General features: G+C 60.9%; 20 protein-coding genes. 8 read left to right on the top strand and 12 right to left on the bottom strand.

Going from position 1 to position 19284, the window contains the following annotated elements; translation table 11 throughout:
- Positions 1–41 precede the first annotated feature (41 nt).
- Positions 42–1394 carry a GntP family permease gene (locus tag ACLEJQ_RS21090; RefSeq protein ID WP_440798070.1) on the bottom strand — a complete coding sequence of 451 codons (1353 nt, stop codon included), beginning with the start codon at positions 1392–1394 and terminating at the stop codon, positions 42–44.
- Positions 1395–1487: 93 nt separating this feature from the next.
- Positions 1488–2021 (bottom strand): gluconokinase, encoded by a 534-nt coding sequence (locus tag ACLEJQ_RS21085; RefSeq protein ID WP_440798068.1) that lies wholly within the window; start codon positions 2019–2021, stop codon positions 1488–1490.
- A gap of 217 nt (positions 2022–2238) precedes the next feature.
- Between ACLEJQ_RS21085 and ACLEJQ_RS21080 the strand changes: the two genes are divergently transcribed.
- The 3 genes from ACLEJQ_RS21080 to ACLEJQ_RS21070 all read left to right on the top strand — a co-directional run bounded on the left by ACLEJQ_RS21080 (position 2239) and on the right by ACLEJQ_RS21070 (position 4481).
- Positions 2239–3270 carry a LacI family DNA-binding transcriptional regulator gene (locus tag ACLEJQ_RS21080; protein WP_440798066.1) on the top strand — a complete coding sequence of 344 codons (1032 nt, stop codon included), beginning with the start codon at positions 2239–2241 and terminating at the stop codon, positions 3268–3270.
- Positions 3271–3427: 157 nt separating this feature from the next.
- Positions 3428–3982, top strand: a complete 555-nt coding sequence (locus tag ACLEJQ_RS21075) for a hypothetical protein (protein WP_440798064.1) — start codon at positions 3428–3430, stop codon at positions 3980–3982.
- Positions 3983–4064: 82 nt separating this feature from the next.
- Positions 4065–4481 (top strand): GNAT family N-acetyltransferase, encoded by a 417-nt coding sequence (locus tag ACLEJQ_RS21070; RefSeq protein ID WP_440798062.1) that lies wholly within the window; start codon positions 4065–4067, stop codon positions 4479–4481.
- A 124-nt stretch (positions 4482–4605) separates the two neighbouring features.
- On the opposite strand, the gene def is transcribed toward ACLEJQ_RS21070, so the two are convergent.
- The 3 genes from def to ACLEJQ_RS21055 all read right to left on the bottom strand — a co-directional run bounded on the left by def (position 4606) and on the right by ACLEJQ_RS21055 (position 6433).
- Entirely contained in the window at positions 4606–5145 is a 540-nt protein-coding gene (gene def / locus ACLEJQ_RS21065) for a peptide deformylase (RefSeq protein WP_440798060.1), read from the bottom strand.
- A gap of 2 nt (positions 5146–5147) precedes the next feature.
- Positions 5148–6092, bottom strand: coding sequence for a YihY/virulence factor BrkB family protein (locus ACLEJQ_RS21060; protein WP_440798058.1), 945 nt, complete (start codon positions 6090–6092; stop codon positions 5148–5150).
- Positions 6093–6241: 149 nt separating this feature from the next.
- On the bottom strand, positions 6242–6433 hold the full coding sequence (locus ACLEJQ_RS21055) for a CsbD family protein (protein WP_440798056.1): 192 nt from the start codon (positions 6431–6433) through the stop codon (positions 6242–6244).
- A gap of 198 nt (positions 6434–6631) precedes the next feature.
- On the opposite strand from ACLEJQ_RS21055, the gene ACLEJQ_RS21050 reads away from it, so the two are divergent.
- Complete coding sequence (locus ACLEJQ_RS21050) at positions 6632–7009, top strand: hypothetical protein (RefSeq protein ID WP_440798055.1); 378 nt, start codon at positions 6632–6634, stop codon at positions 7007–7009.
- A 234-nt stretch (positions 7010–7243) separates the two neighbouring features.
- Here the strand turns inward: ACLEJQ_RS21050 and fadD1 are convergent, their stop codons facing one another.
- Together fadD1 and fadD2 are read right to left on the bottom strand one after the other, a co-directional pair.
- Positions 7244–8935: a long-chain-fatty-acid--CoA ligase FadD1 gene (gene fadD1, locus ACLEJQ_RS21045; protein WP_440798053.1), complete on the bottom strand. Its 1692-nt coding sequence runs from the start codon at positions 8933–8935 to the stop codon at positions 7244–7246.
- Positions 8936–9316: 381 nt separating this feature from the next.
- On the bottom strand, positions 9317–11005 hold the full coding sequence (gene fadD2, locus ACLEJQ_RS21040) for a long-chain-fatty-acid--CoA ligase FadD2 (RefSeq protein WP_440798051.1): 1689 nt from the start codon (positions 11003–11005) through the stop codon (positions 9317–9319).
- A gap of 246 nt (positions 11006–11251) precedes the next feature.
- Between fadD2 and ACLEJQ_RS21035 the strand changes: the two genes are divergently transcribed.
- Both ACLEJQ_RS21035 and ACLEJQ_RS21030 read left to right on the top strand, forming a co-directional pair.
- Positions 11252–12196 (top strand): lysophospholipase, encoded by a 945-nt coding sequence (locus tag ACLEJQ_RS21035; RefSeq protein WP_440798049.1) that lies wholly within the window; start codon positions 11252–11254, stop codon positions 12194–12196.
- Between the two features lie 41 nt (positions 12197–12237).
- Entirely contained in the window at positions 12238–12708 is a 471-nt protein-coding gene (locus ACLEJQ_RS21030) for a MaoC family dehydratase (protein WP_440798047.1), read from the top strand.
- A gap of 161 nt (positions 12709–12869) precedes the next feature.
- Here the strand turns inward: ACLEJQ_RS21030 and ACLEJQ_RS21025 are convergent, their stop codons facing one another.
- The 4 genes from ACLEJQ_RS21025 to ACLEJQ_RS21010 form a co-directional block, all read right to left on the bottom strand.
- Positions 12870–13733, bottom strand: coding sequence for an efflux RND transporter periplasmic adaptor subunit (locus tag ACLEJQ_RS21025; RefSeq protein ID WP_440798045.1), 864 nt, complete (start codon positions 13731–13733; stop codon positions 12870–12872).
- 9 nt (positions 13734–13742) lie between these two features.
- Positions 13743–13949, bottom strand: coding sequence for a DUF1656 domain-containing protein (locus ACLEJQ_RS21020; protein ID WP_440798043.1), 207 nt, complete (start codon positions 13947–13949; stop codon positions 13743–13745).
- Positions 13936–15936, bottom strand: a complete 2001-nt coding sequence (locus tag ACLEJQ_RS21015; protein ID WP_440798041.1) for an FUSC family protein — start codon at positions 15934–15936, stop codon at positions 13936–13938. The genes ACLEJQ_RS21020 and ACLEJQ_RS21015 overlap by 14 nt, the downstream gene beginning before the upstream one ends.
- A gap of 323 nt (positions 15937–16259) precedes the next feature.
- Positions 16260–16727, bottom strand: a complete 468-nt coding sequence (locus ACLEJQ_RS21010; protein ID WP_440798040.1) for a ferritin-like domain-containing protein — start codon at positions 16725–16727, stop codon at positions 16260–16262.
- A 204-nt stretch (positions 16728–16931) separates the two neighbouring features.
- Between ACLEJQ_RS21010 and ACLEJQ_RS21005 the strand changes: the two genes are divergently transcribed.
- Positions 16932–17168: a DUF3820 family protein gene (locus tag ACLEJQ_RS21005; RefSeq protein ID WP_245140906.1), complete on the top strand. Its 237-nt coding sequence runs from the start codon at positions 16932–16934 to the stop codon at positions 17166–17168.
- A 12-nt stretch (positions 17169–17180) separates the two neighbouring features.
- A complete protein-coding gene (locus ACLEJQ_RS21000; protein ID WP_440798038.1) occupies positions 17181–18368 on the top strand; it encodes an aminotransferase class V-fold PLP-dependent enzyme in 1188 nt (395 codons plus the stop codon).
- A 243-nt stretch (positions 18369–18611) separates the two neighbouring features.
- Here the strand turns inward: ACLEJQ_RS21000 and ACLEJQ_RS20995 are convergent, their stop codons facing one another.
- On the bottom strand, positions 18612–19277 hold the full coding sequence (locus ACLEJQ_RS20995) for a bifunctional 4-hydroxy-2-oxoglutarate aldolase/2-dehydro-3-deoxy-phosphogluconate aldolase (protein ID WP_440798036.1): 666 nt from the start codon (positions 19275–19277) through the stop codon (positions 18612–18614).
- Positions 19278–19284 lie beyond the last annotated feature (7 nt).

Genomic DNA, 19284 nt, shown 5'->3' with positions numbered 1-19284 from the left:
CGCGAGCAGGCTCGCTCCCACACTTGTTATGTGCCCGACCTTTAGACCACCAGCGACAGCAGCAGGATAAAGATCAACCCCACCACGGACAGGATGGTTTCCATTGCGGTCCAGGTCTTGAAGGTTTCGGCCACGGTCATGTTGAAGTACTGCTTGACCAGCCAGAAACCCGCGTCGTTGACATGGGACAGGATCAACGATCCGGCACCGGTCGCCAGCACCAGCAACTCACGGTTCACACCGGGGATCATCCCCACCACCGGCACCACGATCCCGGCACCGGTAATGGTCGCCACCGTCGCCGAACCCGTGGCGATGCGAATCACCGCCGCCACCAGCCAGGCCAGCAGGATCGGGGAAATCTGTGCGCTCACCGCCATGTTGCCGATCACCGTACCCACGCCGCTGGTCACCAGCATCTGCTTGAAGCCACCACCGGCACCGATGATCAGGATGATCGCAGCGGTCGGCGCAAGGCTCGCGTCCAGCCACTTGAGCATCTGATTGGAGCCAATGCCTTGCTTGTAGCCGAAGGTATACAACGACAGCAGCAACGCCAGCAGCAGTGCGGAGATCGGGTGACCGATCAGGTCCATGAACGTACGGAACAGATTGCCCTCGGGCAGTGCCACGTCGGCGAAGGTCTTGAGCAGCATCAGGAACACCGGCGACAGCACGGTGATCAGGGTGATGCTGAAGCTCGGCAGATCATTGGAATTGGTTTCACGCGCCAGTTGGTCCACCAACTCCTGGTTCGGATGGCCGGGGATGTGCTTGGCAATGAACGTACCGAAGATCGGCCCGGCAATAATGGCCGTTGGCAGCGCCACGATCAGGCCATAGAGGATGGTCTTGCCGATGTCGGCACCGAACACGCCAATCGCCAGCAGCGGGCCCGGGTGCGGCGGCACCAGGCCGTGGACGGCGGAAAGGCCGGCAAGCAGCGGAATGCCGATCTTGATGATCGAGACGCCGGTGCGGCGCGCAACGATGAACACCAGCGGAATCAGCAACACGAAGCCGATCTCGAAGAACAGCGGAATGCCCACCAGGAACGCGGCGAACATCATCGCCCACTGCACCTTGTCCTTGCCGAAAGCGCGGATCAAGGTCTGGGCGATCTGATCGGCCCCGCCCGACTCGGCCATCATCTTGCCGAGCATCGTGCCCAGCGCCAGGATGATCCCGACAAAGCCCAACACGCCACCGAAGCCGTCCTGGAACGCCTTGATGATGGTGCCGACGGGCATGCCGGAGGTCAGGCCGAGGAACGCTGCCGCGATGGTCAAGGCGATGAAGGGGTGGATCTTGAACTGGGTGATGAGGACGATAAGTCCGATCACCGTGACCACTGCATCGAGCAGCAGAAAGGTTTCGTGGGACATGCCGAACATGGGGGGTGTCTCCTGATTTGTTGTTGTTATTGAAGCAGTTAGGGATAAGTGGTCGGGATAGCGCTATCTTTCTGACGCAAAAATTTTCAAGGCTCAGCTGGCCAGCTTCAATCCGTGGTCCAGCCACCAGACGTACGCCTGCCGGGCCAACTCATCGACACTGTGGCTGGACGCGTCCAGGGCCAGGGTCAGGGGCTCACCGACAGGGGATTGCAGGGTGGCAAACTGGCTGTCGATCAAGGTCGACGGCATGAAATGGCCAGGACGGTGGGACACGCGGTCGGCGGCCACTTCCGGGGTCAGTTCCAGGAACACGAAGCCCAGGCCCGGCAAGGCGCTGCGCAGGCGTTCGCGATAACTGTGCTTGAGGGCCGAGCAGGTCAGCACCGGGCGCTCGCCCTGAGCGTCCACACGGCGCAACTCGTCGCACAGGCTATCGAGCCAGCCGGCACGGTCGTCGTCGTTCAGGGGGATACCGGCGCTCATCTTCTGGATGTTGGCCGCAGGGTGAAAAGTATCGCCTTCGATGGCGGTAGCGCCGCTCAACTGGCACAGGGCCTGGCTGACGCAAGTTTTGCCGCAACCGGCAACGCCCATGATGACTAGGGCGGTGATGGGATTGTTCATGTAACACCTCAGCGCGCAGACAGCGCTACCTTTGCCAGTTATGACACCAATGCAAAAGCAGAAGTTGCCGACGCCTTCTTGTCATTTTTGTGGTTGCAGCATGTTCGTTCACGACACTCGCGCACGGGGGAATCAGGCAAACCCCGCTCGCGCATTTGCAGCCGCGTCGAGACAGCGCTACCTTAGTGCCTTGATTTTTGTTTGGCAAGCCACCCTGATGACCGCCCCTAAAAACGATAAGAACACGCGCACCACCGGTCGCCCCACGCTCAATGAAGTCGCACGCCTGGCCGGGGTCAGCCCTATCACTGCCTCCCGTGCCCTGCGCGGAGTCAACACCGTCGCCACCGACCTGGTGGAAAAAGTCCGCCAGGCCGCCCTGGAGCTCAACTACGTGGTCAACCCCGCCGCCCGCGCCCTGGCTTCGGCCCAGAGCCACTCGGTGGTGGTCTTGGTCCCTTCCTTGTCGAACCTGTTGTTCATCGACACCCTGGAAGCCATCCATCGCGTGCTGCGTCCCAAGGGCTTCGAAGTGGTGATCGGCAACTACCACTATTCACGGGACGAAGAAGAAGATCTGCTGCGCAATTACATGGCCTATCAGCCTCGCGGCTTGCTGTTGACCGGTTTCGACCGAACCGAAAGCGCCCGGCGGATGATCGAGGCCAGCAACATCCCTTGCGTGTACATGATGGAATTGGACCCTGGCGCGGGTCTCAATTGCGTTGGTTTTTCTCAGCTCAAGGCCGGCGAGACGGCGGCCGGCCACCTGATTTCCAAGGGCCGTAAACGCCTGGCCTATATCGGCGCCCAATTGGACCAACGTACCCTGGCCCGTGGCGAAGGCTTTCGCCGGGCCTTGCAGCAGGCCGGTCTCTACGACCCGGACCTGGAGCTGCTGACGCCGCGTCCATCCTCGGTGGGCCTGGGTGGCGAATTGTTCCTGCAACTGCTCGACAGCCATCCGGATGTCGATGGGATTTTCTTCGGCAACGATGACCTGGCCCACGGCGCGTTGTTCGAAGCGCTGCGCTGTGGCATCAGGATCCCGGAGCAGATCTCGGTCCTGGGCTTCAACGACCTGCCCGCCTCGGCCCACATGGTGCCGCGCCTGAGCAGCATCAGCACCCCACGCGAAGCTATCGGCCAGCGCGCCGCCGAACAGTTGCTGACATTGCTGGCCGGCAATCGCATCGCCCAGCCGGTGGTGGACATGGGTTTTGAACTCAAGGTACGTGAGAGCACCTGACACCGCGCTGCCGGTCGATCAATGCCGCCCGGCGGCAAGGGTTGGCCGCACATTGCTCCGCCCCTGATGCCGTCAGCCCTTGAAAAACACGGTTCCCGACGAGCGGCACGGGATTTGCTCTGACCCATCGCTCAGCCATTACCTACAGGTATCCATCATGTTGGTCAGTGCAAAACAGCAAGCAATGAACTTGCCGCTCAAACGCCCCGGCGAGGACCCCGTCGCCGATGCCGCCAGCGGTCTGCAAAGCGCCGCGTTGCAGGCGTTGCGTGACAACGTCCAGGCCCAGGCCAGCCAAGGCAGCGTCCAGGTCCAGGAGTCCATGACCCGACGGGCCACGCAACAGGTCAACGCGGCCAGCACCATCAGCGACAACGTCGACGAGGCGTTCGCCAAGACCCGCGTGCAGTTGCAGAGCGTGCCCGCGTCGCCGTCCAAAGACAATGCCGCTGCCGGCAGCTCCGCAATGGAGGCCTTCAAGGAATACATGAGCAAGACGCCCGAGCAACGCCTGCGCGACAGCATTCTTGCGGAACTGGGCATCACCGAAGAAGAGTTCCAGGCGATGCCGCCCGAGAAGCAAGCAGCCGTCAGCCAGGAGATCGCGCAACGCATGCAAGACAAATCAGCGATAGCCAAGGTTGAAAAGGCCCAGGAAAACCGTGCCGATGGCAAAGCCCCCTTGGCTGATGCGTTCCTCGCCTCCCTCTGAACTTGATGATGCGTGAGTTTGATGATGCGCCGGGTTGGCCAGCTATACTGGCCGCCCCGGATCTTCTCCCTCGCCCCTGCCAATGCCTGAAATCCACTACACGCTGCTCGACGAACCGCTATGGCCGCTGATGAACAAGTTCTATCGCGCCCACCAATCCTCGATGAAGGCGGTGCGCGACGCACAGCTGTGGGTGGCGCGCCGGGAGGAAATCGTCGCTGCCCTGTGCCTGCGTCCGGTGTCGGGCGGGCATTGGCTGACCGGATTGTTTGTCGACCCCGCCTACCGCGACCAAGGCATTGCGGCGCGGTTGATCGCCGAGGCGGTGAAGACCGTGCAAGCGCCGGTGTGGTTGTTCTGCCATCCGGACTTGCGTGGGTTTTATGAGCGGCGCGGGTTCAGCTTCGACCCGGCCCTGCCCTATGCGATGGCCGAGCGATTGAGCCGGTATGCGCGCAGCAAGCCGATGATTGCGATGGGGTTGGAGCCACCCTCCTGAAGGCAATGTAGGCCAATGTGGGAGCGAGCTTGCTCGCGATGGCGTCAGGTCAGTGGCATTGAAGCTGACTGATGCACCGCCATCGCGAGCAAGCTCGCTCCCACAGTTTTCTGTATTCGGCCTATTAATCGTCGGCGGCAGGATCCAGGTCCGGAAACATCACCTCGGTAAACCCGAACTGGCTGAAGTCGGTGATGCGCGAAGGGTAAAGGCGCCCGATCAGGTGATCGCACTCATGCTGCACCACCCGCGCATGGAAACCCGACGCCACGCGGACGATCGGTTCACCCTTGGGATCGAAGCCTTCGTAGCGGATCTGCCGGTAACGCTGTACCGCGCCGCGCAGGCCGGGTACCGACAGGCAACCTTCGAAACCCTCTTCCGTCTCTGGCCCCAGCGGGGTAATGAGCGGGTTGATCAGGATCGTCTGGGGCACCGCTTCGGCATCCGGGTAACGCTCGCTGTGCTCGAAACCGAAGATCACCAATTGCAGGTCCACGCCGATCTGCGGCGCCGCCAGGCCAACGCCGCCGACGCTTTCCATGGTCTGGAACATGTCGTCGATCAACTGCCACAACTCGGGGCTGTCGAACATCTCGGGCGGCACTGGCGGGGCGATGCGCAGCAGGCGTTCATCGCCCATCTTCAGGATTTCACGAATCATGGTCAGGCTTCGTCAGGGTGACTGTGGTGGATGGAATGGTCGCGCCCCAGGCCCGACACATGTTGCTTTTCATGCTGGCCCGGATGCTTTTCGCCAGCGTCCTTGCCTTCGGCGGACATGTGCTCGATCACCGCGTTCATCTCCGCGCCGAGCAACAGCACCGCCGAGGAAATATAGAAATACAGCAACAACACAATGATCGCGCCGATACTGCCATACATGGCGTTGTAGTTGGCGAAGGTCTTTACGTAGAACGCGAAGCCCAGTGAAGCGATAATCCAGACCACCACCGCCAGTACCGAACCCGGAGTGATGAAGCGAAACTCCTGTTTGACGTCCGGCATTACGTAATAGATCAGCGCCACCGCCACCATCAGCAGGATCACGATCACCGGCCAGCGCACGATGGTCCAGAGCGTGACGATGAACTCCTCCAGCCCGACCTGGGCCGCGATCCATTCCATCACCTGCGGCCCGAGCACCATCAACGCTGCCGCGATGAGCAGCATGCCGGCGATACCGACTGTGTAGATGATCGACAGAGGGAAGCGCTTCCAGGCCGGACGGCCCTCGACCACGTCGTACGCAGCATTCATCGCGCTCATCATCAATCGCACACCGGCCGAAGCAGTCCACAACGCGATGACGATACCCACCGACAACAATCCACCCTTGGACTGCTGCAACTGGTCGATCACCGGGTTGACCTGCTCCAGCGCCTGGGGCGGCAAGACCAGTTCCGATTGCAGGCGCAGCCAGGAGAAGAAGTCCGGCAGATGCAAGAACCCGATCAGAGCGATCAAAAAGAGAATGAAGGGGAACAACGAGAATAGCATCTGATACGCCAATGCCGAGGCGTAGGTCGACATCTCGTCGTCGAGAAACTCGGTTACGGTGCGCATCATCACACGATGCAGGGGTAAGCCCTTCAAGGCCGGGAACACCATGTGCGTCTCCTTTCGCCGCAAAAAGGGGGGCCGTTATCTATAACAAAGTAACCTGTTTGGCGAGTTCGGGACAATTTTGCCGTACAACTGATGCCAACATGAAAACGGCCACCCGCAGATGGCCGTTCCGGACGGTGCCCGATGAGTCGCTACGCCTTGTCGCCGCCGTTTTTGACAGCATCCTTGACCTTACCTACGGTTTGCTGCGCCTCACCTTTTTTCTCTTGCACGACGCCTTCGGCACGCAGCCGGTCATTGTCGGTCGCCTTGCCAACGCCTTGCTTGATATTGCCGACGGCTTCGTTGGCCACGCCTTTCACTTTATCGCCAGTGCTGCTCATGATGTCTCTCCTTTGAACAATTGCCGGGAAAAGTCATTTACATAAGATTGACCGGGCGGGTTCGCTGGGAGTTTCATTTCTTTTCAGCGGCACATTGGACCAGCGGGTGCAAGTTGGGCTTTATGTTTGTCAGCCAACCCCTGAGAATGCGCCACGTATTCAGGCGCAGGCCTGAAGCTCCAATCCCGTAGGAACGTTATGAAACTCGACAAGAAACAGGCCATCGCCCGCCGAAACCAGGAACTGGGCGGTGCCGTGCTGGGCGTCAACAATTGCCACTTCAGCGAACTGAACCGTAACCGCAACATCTTCTGGTTCAACATTCCCGTGACGCGCCTGGCCATCGGGCAATACGAATGGATTCACCTGCTGCTGCACACCCCGGCCACCGACGAGTTGCTGCACCTGAAAGTGCCAACGGTGTTCCTGCGCGAGAAAATGGAAGGCCTGGAAGTCCGCAACCAGGGCAAGCGCAAGGCCGCCCTGAGCCTGGAGTTGAGCGCGGATAAGGATTCGTATCTGCAGGACATGCGGCCGGGAGGCACCAACTTGGACTTTGCGCAGTTCAGGTTGTAACTCGGATCACCCCGTGGCGAGGGAACTTGCTCCCGCTGGGCTGTGCAACCGTCCCTTTTTTGTGGGCGCTACGCATCCAAGCGGGAGCAAGCTCCCGCTGGGCCGGTCCGCGTTCCGGCGTAGCAGCCCAAAAGCTTGGGACCGCTGCGCGCTCCAGCGGGAGCAAGCTCCCTCGCCACGGAGCGGTGACGTCCTTAAGTGAACGGCATTGCGCTTCGGCGGGGCTTTTTATGGTTACTTCTTCACACCCAGCTTGCGCAATTCCTCATCACGCAACTCGCGGCGCAGGATTTTACCGACATTGGTAGTCGGCAGTGCATCGCGGAACTCTACCGACTTGGGGACCTTGTAGCCGGTGACGTTGGCGCGCATGTGCTCCATCACCTGCTCCTTGGTCAACGTGACACCCGGGCGCGCGACGATGAAGATCTTGATCGCCTCGCCGGATTTCTCGTCCGGCACGCCAATGGCTGCACATTGCAGCACACCAGGCAGGGTCGCCAGCACGTCTTCCAGTTCGTTGGGGTACACGTTGAAACCGGAGATCAGGATCATGTCTTTCTTGCGATCGACGATGCGCATGTAGCCATCGGGCTGGATCACCGCGATGTCGCCGGTCTTGAGCCAGCCTTCGCTGTCAAGAATCTCGTCAGTGGCTTCCTGGCGCTGCCAGTAGCCTTTCATGACCTGCGGCCCCTTCACGCACAGCTCGCCGATTTCGCCCAGTGGCTGCTCGACGCCCGCGTCGTTGATCACCTTGCACAGGGTCGACGGAACCGGGATGCCGATGGTGCCGACCTGGATGTTCTGGATCGGGTTGACGGTTGCCACCGGGCTGGTTTCGGTCATGCCGTAGCCTTCGCAGATCGGGCAACCGGTGACCGCTTTCCAGCGCTCGGCCGCCGCCAGTTGCAAGGCCATGCCACCGGACAAGGTGACTTTCAGCGCCGAGAAGTCCAGCTTGCGGAAACCCTCGTTGTTGCACAGGGCCACGAACAAGGTGTTCAAGCCGACGAAACCGCTGAACTTCCACTTCGACAGCTCCTTGACCATCGCCGAAAGGTCGCGCGGGTTGCTGATCAGGATGTTGTGGTTGCCGATCAGCATCATCGCCATGCAATGGAAGGTAAAGGCGTAGATGTGGTACAGCGGCAGCGGTGTGATCAGCACCTCACAACCTTCATTGAGGTTGGAGCCCATCAGCGCCTTGCACTGCAGCATGTTCGCCACCAGGTTGCGATGAGTCAGCATCGCGCCCTTGGCCACGCCGGTGGTGCCGCCGGTGTACTGCAATACGGCCACCTCGTCGCTGGTGGGGTTGGCTTCGCTCACCGGCTGGCCGTGGCCCTTGCTCAGCACGTCGTTGAACTTGATCGCCTTGGGCAGGTGATAAGCCGGCACCATCTTCTTGACGTACTTGATCACGCTGTTGACCAAGAGGCGCTTGAGCGGCGGCAACAGGTCGGCCACTTCGGTGACGATGACGTGCTTGACGCTGGTCTTGGGCACCACGGCCTCGGCCAGGTGCGCCATGTTCGCCAGGCACACCAGTGCCTTGGCGCCCGAGTCGTTGAACTGGTGTTCCATTTCCCGCGCGGTGTACAACGGGTTGGTGTTGACCACGATCAGCCCGGCGCGAATCGCACCGAATACCGCCACCGGATATTGCAAGACGTTGGGCAATTGCACGGCGATTCGATCACCGGGCTGCAAATCGGTATGCTGTTGCAGGTACGCGGCAAAAGCACCGGACAATTCGTAGAGTTCACCGTAGGTGAGCGTCTTGCCGAGGTTGCTGAACGCCGGCTTGTTGGCGAAGCGCTGGCAGGACTGCTTCAATACCGCCTGAATATTCGGATACTCGTCTGGATTGATGTCGGCAGCAATTCCAGCTGGGTACTTATCCTTCCAAAAGTCTTCAATCATGGAAGCCCACTCCTCAGCAACGCGAATTCTCAGCGCATTCGATGCGATTATTATTGGTGTGTTCGATGGTGAATCTGGCTTGTATAAAGGCCGAGAAGTCACAAAAGCGCGCCGAGAGTAGCAGCTTTGCCGAGGGTCGCCTAGAGCCAAAATAGGCTCTACAGTCACGAAAATGACTCAAGAATATTTTATGGTCATTTTTAGAGTAAAAATTCTAAGCTCCGCAAAATGAGTTTGAAAGAGCGCTGATTCATGCAACCTCAAAAACTCCTGTGGGAGCGAGCCTGCTCGCGATAACAGTGGATCAGCGCCACAACAATTGGCTGACGGACCGCTATCGCGAGCAGGCTCGCTCCCACAGAGTGTTTCGTTGGGCTTGCGTCAGGCGATATCCCGCAATTCCCGCCGCAGGATCTTGCCCACCGGTGTCATGGGCAACGACTCACGTAGCACGATGTGCTTGGGAATCTTGTAGCCGGTGAAGTTCTCCTTGCAGTAGGCCTTCAGTTCTTCAAGGCTCACCCCTGCCTCACGGGCCACCACGAACAGTTTGACCGCCTCTCCGGAACGCTCGTCCGGGACGCCGATGACCGCGCAGTTGGCGACCTTGGGGTGGGCCATGACCACGTCTTCGATCTCGTTGGGGTACACGTTGAAACCCGAGACGATGATCATGTCTTTCTTGCGGTCCACGATGCGCACGAAACCGTCCGGGTCGATCACCGCGATGTCGCCGGATTTGAACCAGCCTTCGCTGTCCAGCACTTCGGCGGTGGCCTCCGGTTTGTTCCAGTAACCCTTCATGATCTGTGGCCCCTTGATGCACAGCTCGCCGCGCTCGCCCAAGGGCTGCTCGACGCCGTCGTCGTCGATCACTTTCATCAGCGTGCCCGGCACCGGCAGCCCCACCGTCCCCAACCGGGTCTTGTTGCCGTAGGGATTGGCGCTCGCCACCGGCGAGGTTTCGGTCAGGCCGTAGCCTTCGGTGATGCCGCAACCGGTGAGCTGCTTCCAGCGTTCGGCAGTGGCCTTGACCAGTGCGGTCCCGCCGGAGTTGGTGACCTTGAGGTGGGAAAAATCCAGGGTCTTGAAGTCCGGATGGTCCATCAGTGCGACGAACAGAGTGTTCAGGCCCAGCAACAGCGAGAACCGCCAGTTCTTCAGTTCCTTGATGAAGCCGCCGATGTCGCGCGGGTTTGTAATCAGCACGTTGTGGTTGCCGGTGACCATCATGCACATGCAGTTCGCGGTGAAGGCATAGATGTGGTACAGCGGCAACGGCGCAATCATCACCTCCTGGCCTTCGCGCAACAGCGGCTGGCCGTCATCACCGAGCTGACCCAGGCACGCTCGGGCCTGTTGCATGTTGGCAACCAGGTTACCGTGGGTCAGCATCGCCCCTTTCGCCAGCCCGGTGGTGCCACCGGTGTACTGCAGCACGGCGATGTCGTCGAGGCTGACCTTCAGCGGTCGGATGGCCTGGCCACGCCCGAGACGCAGGGTGCTCTTGAAGGAAATGGCCTGGGGCAGCGAATACTCCGGAACCATTTTCTTGACCTTGCGCACCAGGGTGTTGACCAACCAGCCCTTGGCGGTGGGCATCAGGTCGCCCATTTTCGCCTCGATCAGGTATTGCAGGTCGGTATCGGGCAGCACTTCCTGGACTTTCTGGCCGAACAGATTCATGTACACCAGCGCCCGAGCACCGGAATCCTTGAACTGATGACGCATTTCCCGCGGGGTATACAGCGGGTTGGTGTTGACCACGATCAGCCCGGCGCGCAGGGCACCGAAAACCGCGATGGGGTATTGCAGGACGTTGGGCATCTGCACCGCGATACGATCACCGGGCGCCAGGTCGGTGTGGGCTTGCAGATAACCGGCGAAGGCTGCGCTATGGCGTTCGAGTTCGGCGTAAGTGAGGGTCACCCCCATGTTGCTGAACGCCGGACGGTCGGCGAATTTCTTGCAGGAACGCTCGAACACCTCGATGACCGACTTGTAGGCCGCCGGGTCGATATCCAGCGGCACGCCGGCCGGGCGTTTGTCATTCCAGAAATCAGGCTGCATTGTTTTTATCCTCTTACCTGAGCGTATCCGGGCCGCTTCTGTGACGCTTGCACAGGCGGCGTTCCTGGGACACTAGCAGCTATGGCCAATCAGGCAAATATGGCAGGCGGCGTCATAGATCGTGTGAATCTTCCTGCCTCGGCGTAGCCTGATCAGGCGAGACGCAGCGGATGGGCTATACAATGCAGCGAGATTACGTAGGACGTTGTGTACGCCTCTGTGTATGCCTTCGGAAAGGGAACCACCATGATCCACCAAACGTGCATGCTGACCGCGACCGACCACAGCCGTCTGTACGTCAACCAGTGGTTGCCGGACACCGCACCGTCTGCGGTGGTCATGTTGGCCCACGGCATGGCCGAACACAGTGGCCGCTATGAACGCCTGGCCCAGGCGTTGTGCGAAAAAGGCTACGGCGTCTACGCCCCGGACCTACGCGGCCACGGGCACACTGCCGACAACGCGATCTTCGGACACTACGCCGACCAGGACGGCTGGGCCAAAGTCGTGGGCGACCTGGCGAGCCTCAATCATCACATCCGCCAGCAACATCCCGAAACACCAATAGTGCTGCTGGGCCATAGCATGGGCAGTTATATCGCCCAGGGTTACCTGCTGCACCACAGCGCCAGCCTGCACGGGGCGATCCTCAGCGGCTCGAACTTTCAACCGGTGGCGCTCTATCGCGCCGCCCGCCTGATCGCCCGCTTCGAACGTCGACGCCAGGGTGCCACGGGACGCAGCGCCTTGATCGAGTGGCTGTCGTTCGGCAGTTTCAACAAAAAATTCAAACCTGCGCGCACGCCCTTCGACTGGCTCAGCCGTGATCCGGCGGAAGTCGACAAATACGTCCACGATCCGCTGTGCGGATTTCGCTGTACCAATCAGTTGTGGATCGACCTGCTCGGCGGGTTGCAGCAAATCAGCAAAGCGTCCAATCTCGCTCAGATCGATCCGGACCTGCCTTTGCTGGTGATGGGCGGTGAATGTGATCCGGTGAGCGAAGGCAAGCGTCTGAAGGATCTGGCGGACGCTTTGCGCGCCGCCGGCAGCCGGCACCTGCAATTGACTATCTACCCGCAGGCCCGCCACGAATTGTTCAATGAAACCAACCGCGCCGAAGTGACCGCCGATGTGCTGGCCTGGATGGCCCGGGCCCTGAACCACAATCGGCCGCCACGAAGCGAGTAGGTTGGCCGCGTTTACCTTTACCGACACAGGATTTGAGACAGATGACCCAGGTTACCAACATCCCTTACGAAGCCCTCGAAATCGGCCAGACCGCCAGCTACAGCAAGACCGTCGAAGAGCGCGACATCCAGCTGTTCGCCGCGATGTCGGGCGACCACAACCCGGTGCATCTGGACGCCGAGTTCGCCGCCGCCAGCATGTTCAAGGAGCGCATCGCCCATGGGATGTTCAGTGGCGCACTGATCAGTGCGGCAGTGGCTTGCGAGCTGCCTGGGCCGGGCACCATCTACATCGGTCAGCAGATGAGCTTCCAGAAGCCGGTGAAAATCGGCGACACCCTGACCGTGCGCCTGGAAATTCTCGAGAAGCTGCCGAAATTCCGCGTGCGCATCGCCACTCGCGTCTTCAACCAGCGCGATGAATTGGTGGTGGACGGCGAAGCCGAAATCCTCGCACCGCGCAAACAACAGACCGTGACCCTGCCGACATTGCCGCCGATCAGCATTGGTTGATCGAGCACAATCCCTGTGGCGAGGGAGCTTGCTCCCGCTCGACTGCGAAGCAGTCGCCATACGCACTGCGTCTGATCAGACAGGAATGCCGGGCGCACCTGAGGGCGCTGCGCGCCCAGCGGGAGCAAGCTCCCTCGCCACGGGTTGTTCAATAGTTCCAGCTATTGGGCACCGTCCTGCACCTGCACACTCGCCGTCATCCCGGCACTCAGGTTGACCCCTTCCGGCACCTTGTCCAGCTTGATCCGCACGGGAATCCGCTGGGCCAGACGCACCCAGCTGAAGGTCGGCTCGACTTCCGCCAGCAACTGCGCATCGGGGTTGGTGTTGCGGTCGGTGATGCCGCGGCTGACGCTTTCGATATGCCCCTGCAAGGCATGATCGGTGCTCATCAGCCAGACCTTGACCGGATCGCCCACGTGGATCCGCGGCAGCTTGGTCTCTTCGAAATAGGCCTGTACGTAGAAGGTCGAATCGTCGATCAGTGCCATGACCGGTTGCCCGGCGTTCACGTAGTTACCCTCGGCCAGGCGCAGGTTGGTGATATGACCGCTGCGTGGCGCCAGGACCTGGCTGCGGGCCAGGTTGAGTTCGGCGACCTTGGCCTCGGCCTGGGCTTCGCGCAGTTCGCCCCGCGCGATGCCGGCGTTGATCTGGGCGTTTTCCCGTAACTCGGCGCTGATGGCCTGTGGGCCCAGGGCCGCGCGACGGCTGGCTTCATGCTCGCGCAGGCTCAGTTGTTGCTGACGGGTCTGAACCACTGCCCGCGCCTTTTCCACCGCCGCTTCAAAGCGCTCGCGGTCGATGCTCAGCAACAGATCCCCGGCTTTCACCTGCTGGTTATCCACCGCCTTGAGTTCGCGCACCCACCCCGACACGTCGGGCGCAACCACCACGACGTCGGCCCGGATCCGCGCATCGCGGGTCCAGGGCGTGAGCATGTAGTACTGCCATAGATGAAACCCGGCGAAGATCGCCACGGCCACCACGCACAGCGTGACGGCGACACGTACGGAGGTACGCATGTTCAACTCCTATAGCGGTCCGAGGACCACGGTAATGACAGTCAAGACGCAGACATACAAGGCGCAATCGAACAAGGCCTCATGCCAGATCCAGCGTCCGACCGGCGCCAGGCTCAGCAACAGGCGCAGCGCCCCGGTCACCAGCAAGGCCAGCACCACATAAATCAGGAACGGGCTGAGCAACACTCCGCCAATCGACCATTCACGCAAGCCCATGGCTGTGCTCCTGTCGTTCAGGTTCGTGCTGGCGGCACCAGGCGCGCCAGCTGTTCTGCAATTGGACCACCGCGCCCTGGGCCAGCTTCAGGGCGTCGCTGGCAGGCTGGGCCGACAACACGTCCAGGAGCTCGGCGCTCGCCGATGCCAACGCATCGGCTCGCTCGCCTGCCGGACCGCGCTCGAGCACCTGCTCCAGTGCCTGGAAGTAACGGCGTTGCGCGCGGTTATCGGCCACTTGGGCGACAGCCAGGCTCAAGCGCAGGTGCAGCAGCTCATCGCCGATGTCCAGGCCGAGCAAGCCATCGTCCCAACGACTGCGTGCCTGCACCGGCAACTCTGGGTAATGCCGCGCCAATTGCAGCAAGCGATCGGCCATGCGCCCGCCAAACCAGCTTTCGGCGCCCCGCAGGTTACGATGGGTCAGGCGCACCAGATCGTCGAGGGTCGCCGCCAGCAGCCGACGACTGTGCCAGGCCGGGTTACGCAGAATCAGCAGGTTGAACGCCAGCACCGCCGCGCCGACACCGATCACCATCGCCTGGGCATTGTTGAAAAACGCGGCGACGTCGTACTTCATAAGGTTCAGCGGCGACACCAGGACAATGAAATGCAGGCAGAACGAAGTGGCCGTGGCGAAAATCGGCGGTTTGGCCATTCCCAATGCACCCAAGAACAACGGCACGCCCATCGCCAGGCAAAGCATTGCGAAACTGCTCCACTGTGGCAGCACGATCTCGCCGATCACAAATGCGGTCGGCACGGCCAATAGGATGCCGCGCATGAAACTCATGCCAATCTGCGCGCCGTTCTCGCGGCTGGCGAACAGGCTGCACACCACGCAGGTGAGCACCAGCGCGCCTGATGCAGCAGGCCAGGCGGTGGCCAGCCAGAAGCACGATACCGCCAGGAATGCCAGGGCGCTGCGGGCGCCGAAGACCATGGCCAGCGACAGGTCGCGGTGGGGCGTCAGCGTCCGGGGTGGGTCCGCCGCTTCCCTGCCCTCCTGCACCGCCGCCAGTGCAGCGCAGGCAGCCAGGGCGGTGTCGAGCAGCAAGGCAAACCGTGCCAGGCAATAACTTTGCGCCGGGCTGATATTGGGGTCGTGGGAAGCGTCCAGCACCCGTGGCCGCAGGGCTTGCAGGGTCGCGCCGTCGGCGTCGAGGGCCTGCTGCACTTCGCTCATCCACGGTTGCAAGGCCTGGGCCTCTTCGGGCTGGAGTTGTTTCCATTGCCGACGGACCGAGCGGGAGATACGCAGCAGCATCAACAGTTTCTGACTCAAGCCGCTGATGGCTCGGGCACGCTGACGGCCCAGGCGTCCTTCGAACCAGGCGTGCTCACGCTGGGCATCTACCGCGACAATCTTGCCGAGGATTTCCAGCAGACCCTTGCGCGCCTGCGCATCGCCGGCCAACGTGGCGCGCGCCGCCTGCATGCCACTGTCCCAGGCCGCACGGGCCTGGCCAGCCAATTGCCGCTCGACCCGTAGCGGCCAGAGCAAGGCACTGGTCGCCGTCGCGCAGACGATCCCCAGGCTGATCTCGGTGCAGCGTGCGACCGCCTGGTCGAACACCCCCAGCGGATGGGAAATGGCCGGCAAGGCGATGATTGCCACTGTGTACCCGGCAAGCACGAACGAGTAGGACCAGGCGCTGCGCAACAGCGTCGAACAGGCCGTGCAAAGACCCAGCCATAGCGCCAGCGCGAACAGGAACAACCACGGGGCCTGAGCGAATAGGGCCATGAACACCACGGACATGATCGTGCCCACCAGGGTGCCGAGCAATCGCGCCAGCCCTTTCTGCACCACCATCCCGGACAGCGGTTGCGCCACGATGAACGCCGTCATCAACGCCCACGATGGCTGTTCCAGCCCCCAGCGCAAGGCCAGCCACAACGCCAGTCCACCGCCGAGCACGGTCTTGATGGCGAACTGCAAAGCGAGGCGGTCGGGGGCAAACAAGGCCTGCAGGGTAATGGACACGCGTATGACTCGTATGGGGTTGCGCTAACAATAGTTGGATATAGAGGCGGTCGACAGGTGCAATTATTAGCTGGCTAACTATTACAGTCCAGAGGTGATTAACGATGGATTTGACAACACACTTTTACTGAATGGCTCTGACGTGGCGAGGGCGCTTGCTCCCGCTGGGTCGGTTCGACGCCTCGGCTTAGCGACCCTCGATTTTCTGGGGCTGCTGCGCAGCCCAGCGGGAGCAAGCTCCCCCGCCACAACTCTGTCCATCCAGTTTAAGGCACCCACAAAAAACGCCAGGCGAGCTGGCGTTTTTTTGTACCGACGCGCGGTTAAGAGTTGGCGCGCGCCTGGTTACGCAGGGCCTTGACCTGGTCGTGGTTGCGCTGCACGCCATGGTACTGACGCTCAACCAGATCACGAATGCCTACCAGGTTGTGCTTGTTGATTTTATCGATCGCCTCGCGATAAGCCTTGAGGGCGTGGTCTTCACCGCGCTCGGCTTCGTTGAGCACCGCTTCTTCGTCCTTACCGGTGAACATCGACTTCACGTCCACCCAGCGGCGGTGCAGGTCCCCGGCGACACTGGTGGAGGTCTCCGGGTCGCCACCCAGGGAACGCACGGCCGCTTGCAGTTCGGCGGCAGCGGTGGCGCAGTCGGTGGCACGTTTCACGAACAGCGCCTTGAGTTCCGGATGCTTGATGTCTTCAGCGCAGGTCTTGAACCCTTCCTGGCCATCCTTGCTGGTCTCGATCAGGTCGTTCAAGACGGAGATGGATTCTTTAGTGATGTCGGTCATTTTTCAGTTCCTTTGCTGGTGAATAAAAACCTGCAAGGAATATTGCATCGGCCATGCCAGCCCCGAATCAAAATAAAAATCCTTATAAATCAACAAAATAGCCGATCAGTAGAAATCTGTATCCGCGTTATTTGCATGATCTGTCAATTGGCCTGCATGCAGAATGCCTGTATTTTCAAACCTGGTTGAATCAAGACGTCCACCATGAATCCGGAAAAGCTCGAACTGCTGGTCACGCGCCAGATGCCCTTCGGTAAATACAAGGGGCGAATCCTCGCCGACCTGCCTGGTCCATACCTGAACTGGTTCGCTCGTGAAGGTTTTCCCCACGGAGAACTGGGCGGTTTGCTGGCGCTGATGCAGGAAATTGACCACAACGGGCTGTCAGACCTGCTCGATCCATTGCGCGCCAAGCACGGCAAGCCCAAACCACGTCACTGACCGAGTCTTCCCATGCCTGAAAACACCCTACGCGCCCACGATGAAGCCTTCTGGCAAACCTTCGTCGGTCGCTACGATGTCGATCCCAACGGACCGCTGAATCTGGAGAATGGCTATTTCGGTCGCATGTCGCGCACCGTGGTGGAGGAATACCAGCGCAATATCGAGTTCATCAATCGTGGTAACTCGGTGTACGTGCGCCAGCAGTTCGACCGCGAACATGGCGAAGCGATTCGCCGGCAGGTGGCACAGCTGATCCACGCCTCACCCGACAGCGTGGCGATGGCGAACAGCGCGGTAGACGCCTTGCAGGCGCTGATCCGTAATTACAACGGCCTCAAGCCAGGCGATCAGGTGCTGATCTGCGACCTGGAGTACGAGTCGGTCAAGAGCGCGATGCGCTGGCTGGCACGCCAGCGGGGCGCGGAGGTGATCGAACTGATCCACCAGCATCCCGCCAGCTACGACAGTCTGGTCAGCACCTACCGCGAAGCATTCATTCGTTACCCACGCCTCAAGCTGATGGCGCTGACCTACGTCAACCACCTCACTGGGTTGGTGATGCCGGTACGGGCCATTGCAGAGACCGCACGGGCGTTTGACGTCGATATCATTCTCGACGGCGCCCATGCCCTGGGGCAGATTCACTTTGACCTGAAGAAACTCGGCATCGAGTTCGCCGGGTTCAACCTGCAGAAGTGGATCGGCGGCCCTCTGGCCCTGGGCTTCATGTACATCGCCCCACATCGGCTGGCCGACATCGACCCGGACATGGACGAAGGGCATTACCCGGCCACCGACGTTCGTTCGCGCACGCCCCACAGCACCCCCAACATTCCTGCCCTGCTGACCCTGCCGCTGGTGTTCGAAGAACACCGCGCCCTGGGCGGTGCATTGGCCAAGGGGCCACGGCTCAATTATCTGCGGGACATGTGGGTCAGTGCGGTGCGCGATGTACCGGGTATCGAAGTCATGACGCCGGACGATCCGCGCCTCTACTGCGGCATCACTGCCATGCGCTTCACTGACCACGCGGACCAACAGGCAATGGCCGACCGGTTGCTCAACGAATACGGGATTTTCACAGTAGTGCGCCAGACCAGCGTCGGGCCGTGCATTCGGATTACGCCGGGGTTGATTACGTTGGCAAGCGATATCAAGCGGTTGACCCAGGCGCTGATCGAACTGAGCCGAACATAAGCCCCCTGTGGCGAGGGAGCTTGCTCCCGCTGGGTTGCGAAGCAACCCCAAACCCAAACACCGCAGTGTTTCAGACCTGTCTGAGTCAACTTACCAAGGGGCTGCTGCGCAGCCCAGCGGGAGCAAGCTCCCTCGCCACGATGAGGAGGGGTGATCCTATAGGTATTTATTCCAGGCAAAAAAAAACGGTGCGCCGACCAAGCGCACCGTAAAGCCGTAGAACACCCAACGAGATTCGGTCAATCAGTCCAGCAGCGCCAGAGCCTCGGCGGTGCATTCCTGAATGCGGGCCCAGTCGCCGTTCTTGATCCACTCCGGATCAAGCATCCAGCTACCGCCCACGCACATCACATTTTTCAACGCCATGTAGCTCTTGATATTGGCCGGGCCGACGCCGCCGGTCGGGCAGAATTTCACTTCGCCAAACGGACCGCCCAGGGCCTTGATAGCCGCGACGCCGCCACTGACTTCCGCCGGGAACAGCTTGAAGCGGCGATAGCCCAGGCCGTAGCCTTCCATGATGCCCGAGGCGTTGCTGATACCTGGCAGCAGCGGGATTGAGCTGTAGACGCTGGCTTCGAGCAGGTCGCGGGTGATGCCTGGGGTGACGATGAACTGCGAACCCGCAGCTTCGGCGGCCGCCAGCATGTGGCGGTCGAGCACCGTACCGGCGCCCGTTACCAGCTCCGGACGCTGCTCGCGCAACACCTGGATCGCCTTGAGGCCGTACTGGGAACGCAAGGTCACTTCCAGCGCCGTCAGACCGCCTGCTGCCAGGGCATCGGCCAGCGGCAGGATGTCCTGTTCGCGGGCGATGGTGATCACCGGCAGGATCCGCGCCTTGGCGCAGAGGCTGTCGATCAGAGTAACTTTGTCCGCCATGGAAACGGTCGGGGATGGGTTTGTCATAGCGGCT

The sequence above is a fragment of the Pseudomonas sp. SMV71 genome (assembly GCF_052042015.1).
GTDB lineage: Bacteria > Pseudomonadota > Gammaproteobacteria > Pseudomonadales > Pseudomonadaceae > Aquipseudomonas.
The sequence above is the reverse complement of the archived record's forward strand: the minus strand, read 5'-3'. Positions and strand labels throughout refer to the sequence as shown.

What these genes read in the sequence shown, in the direction of transcription:
- ACLEJQ_RS21090 (WP_440798070.1), bottom strand. Translation starts at nt 1,394, where the DNA reads ATGTTCGGCATGTCCCACGAAACCTTTCTGCTGCTCGATGCAGTGGTC.
- ACLEJQ_RS21050 (WP_440798055.1), top strand. Translation starts at nt 6,632, where the DNA reads ATGAAACTCGACAAGAAACAGGCCATCGCCCGCCGAAACCAGGAACTG.
- ACLEJQ_RS21060 (WP_440798058.1), bottom strand. Translation starts at nt 6,092, where the DNA reads ATGGTGTTCCCGGCCTTGAAGGGCTTACCCCTGCATCGTGTGATGATG.
- ACLEJQ_RS21055 (WP_440798056.1), bottom strand. Translation starts at nt 6,433, where the DNA reads ATGAGCAGCACTGGCGATAAAGTGAAAGGCGTGGCCAACGAAGCCGTC.
- ACLEJQ_RS21035 (WP_440798049.1), top strand. Translation starts at nt 11,252, where the DNA reads ATGATCCACCAAACGTGCATGCTGACCGCGACCGACCACAGCCGTCTG.
- ACLEJQ_RS21080 (WP_440798066.1), top strand. Translation starts at nt 2,239, where the DNA reads ATGACCGCCCCTAAAAACGATAAGAACACGCGCACCACCGGTCGCCCC.
- ACLEJQ_RS21020 (WP_440798043.1), bottom strand. Translation starts at nt 13,949, where the DNA reads ATGGGCTTGCGTGAATGGTCGATTGGCGGAGTGTTGCTCAGCCCGTTC.
- ACLEJQ_RS20995 (WP_440798036.1), bottom strand. Translation starts at nt 19,277, where the DNA reads ATGACAAACCCATCCCCGACCGTTTCCATGGCGGACAAAGTTACTCTG.
- fadD2 (WP_440798051.1), bottom strand. Translation starts at nt 11,005, where the DNA reads ATGCAGCCTGATTTCTGGAATGACAAACGCCCGGCCGGCGTGCCGCTG.
- ACLEJQ_RS21075 (WP_440798064.1), top strand. Translation starts at nt 3,428, where the DNA reads ATGTTGGTCAGTGCAAAACAGCAAGCAATGAACTTGCCGCTCAAACGC.
- ACLEJQ_RS21005 (WP_245140906.1), top strand. Translation starts at nt 16,932, where the DNA reads ATGAATCCGGAAAAGCTCGAACTGCTGGTCACGCGCCAGATGCCCTTC.
- def (WP_440798060.1), bottom strand. Translation starts at nt 5,145, where the DNA reads ATGATTCGTGAAATCCTGAAGATGGGCGATGAACGCCTGCTGCGCATC.
- ACLEJQ_RS21070 (WP_440798062.1), top strand. Translation starts at nt 4,065, where the DNA reads ATGCCTGAAATCCACTACACGCTGCTCGACGAACCGCTATGGCCGCTG.
- ACLEJQ_RS21025 (WP_440798045.1), bottom strand. Translation starts at nt 13,733, where the DNA reads ATGCGTACCTCCGTACGTGTCGCCGTCACGCTGTGCGTGGTGGCCGTG.
- ACLEJQ_RS21085 (WP_440798068.1), bottom strand. Translation starts at nt 2,021, where the DNA reads ATGAACAATCCCATCACCGCCCTAGTCATCATGGGCGTTGCCGGTTGC.
- ACLEJQ_RS21000 (WP_440798038.1), top strand. Translation starts at nt 17,181, where the DNA reads ATGCCTGAAAACACCCTACGCGCCCACGATGAAGCCTTCTGGCAAACC.
- ACLEJQ_RS21010 (WP_440798040.1), bottom strand. Translation starts at nt 16,727, where the DNA reads ATGACCGACATCACTAAAGAATCCATCTCCGTCTTGAACGACCTGATC.
- fadD1 (WP_440798053.1), bottom strand. Translation starts at nt 8,935, where the DNA reads ATGATTGAAGACTTTTGGAAGGATAAGTACCCAGCTGGAATTGCTGCC.
- ACLEJQ_RS21030 (WP_440798047.1), top strand. Translation starts at nt 12,238, where the DNA reads ATGACCCAGGTTACCAACATCCCTTACGAAGCCCTCGAAATCGGCCAG.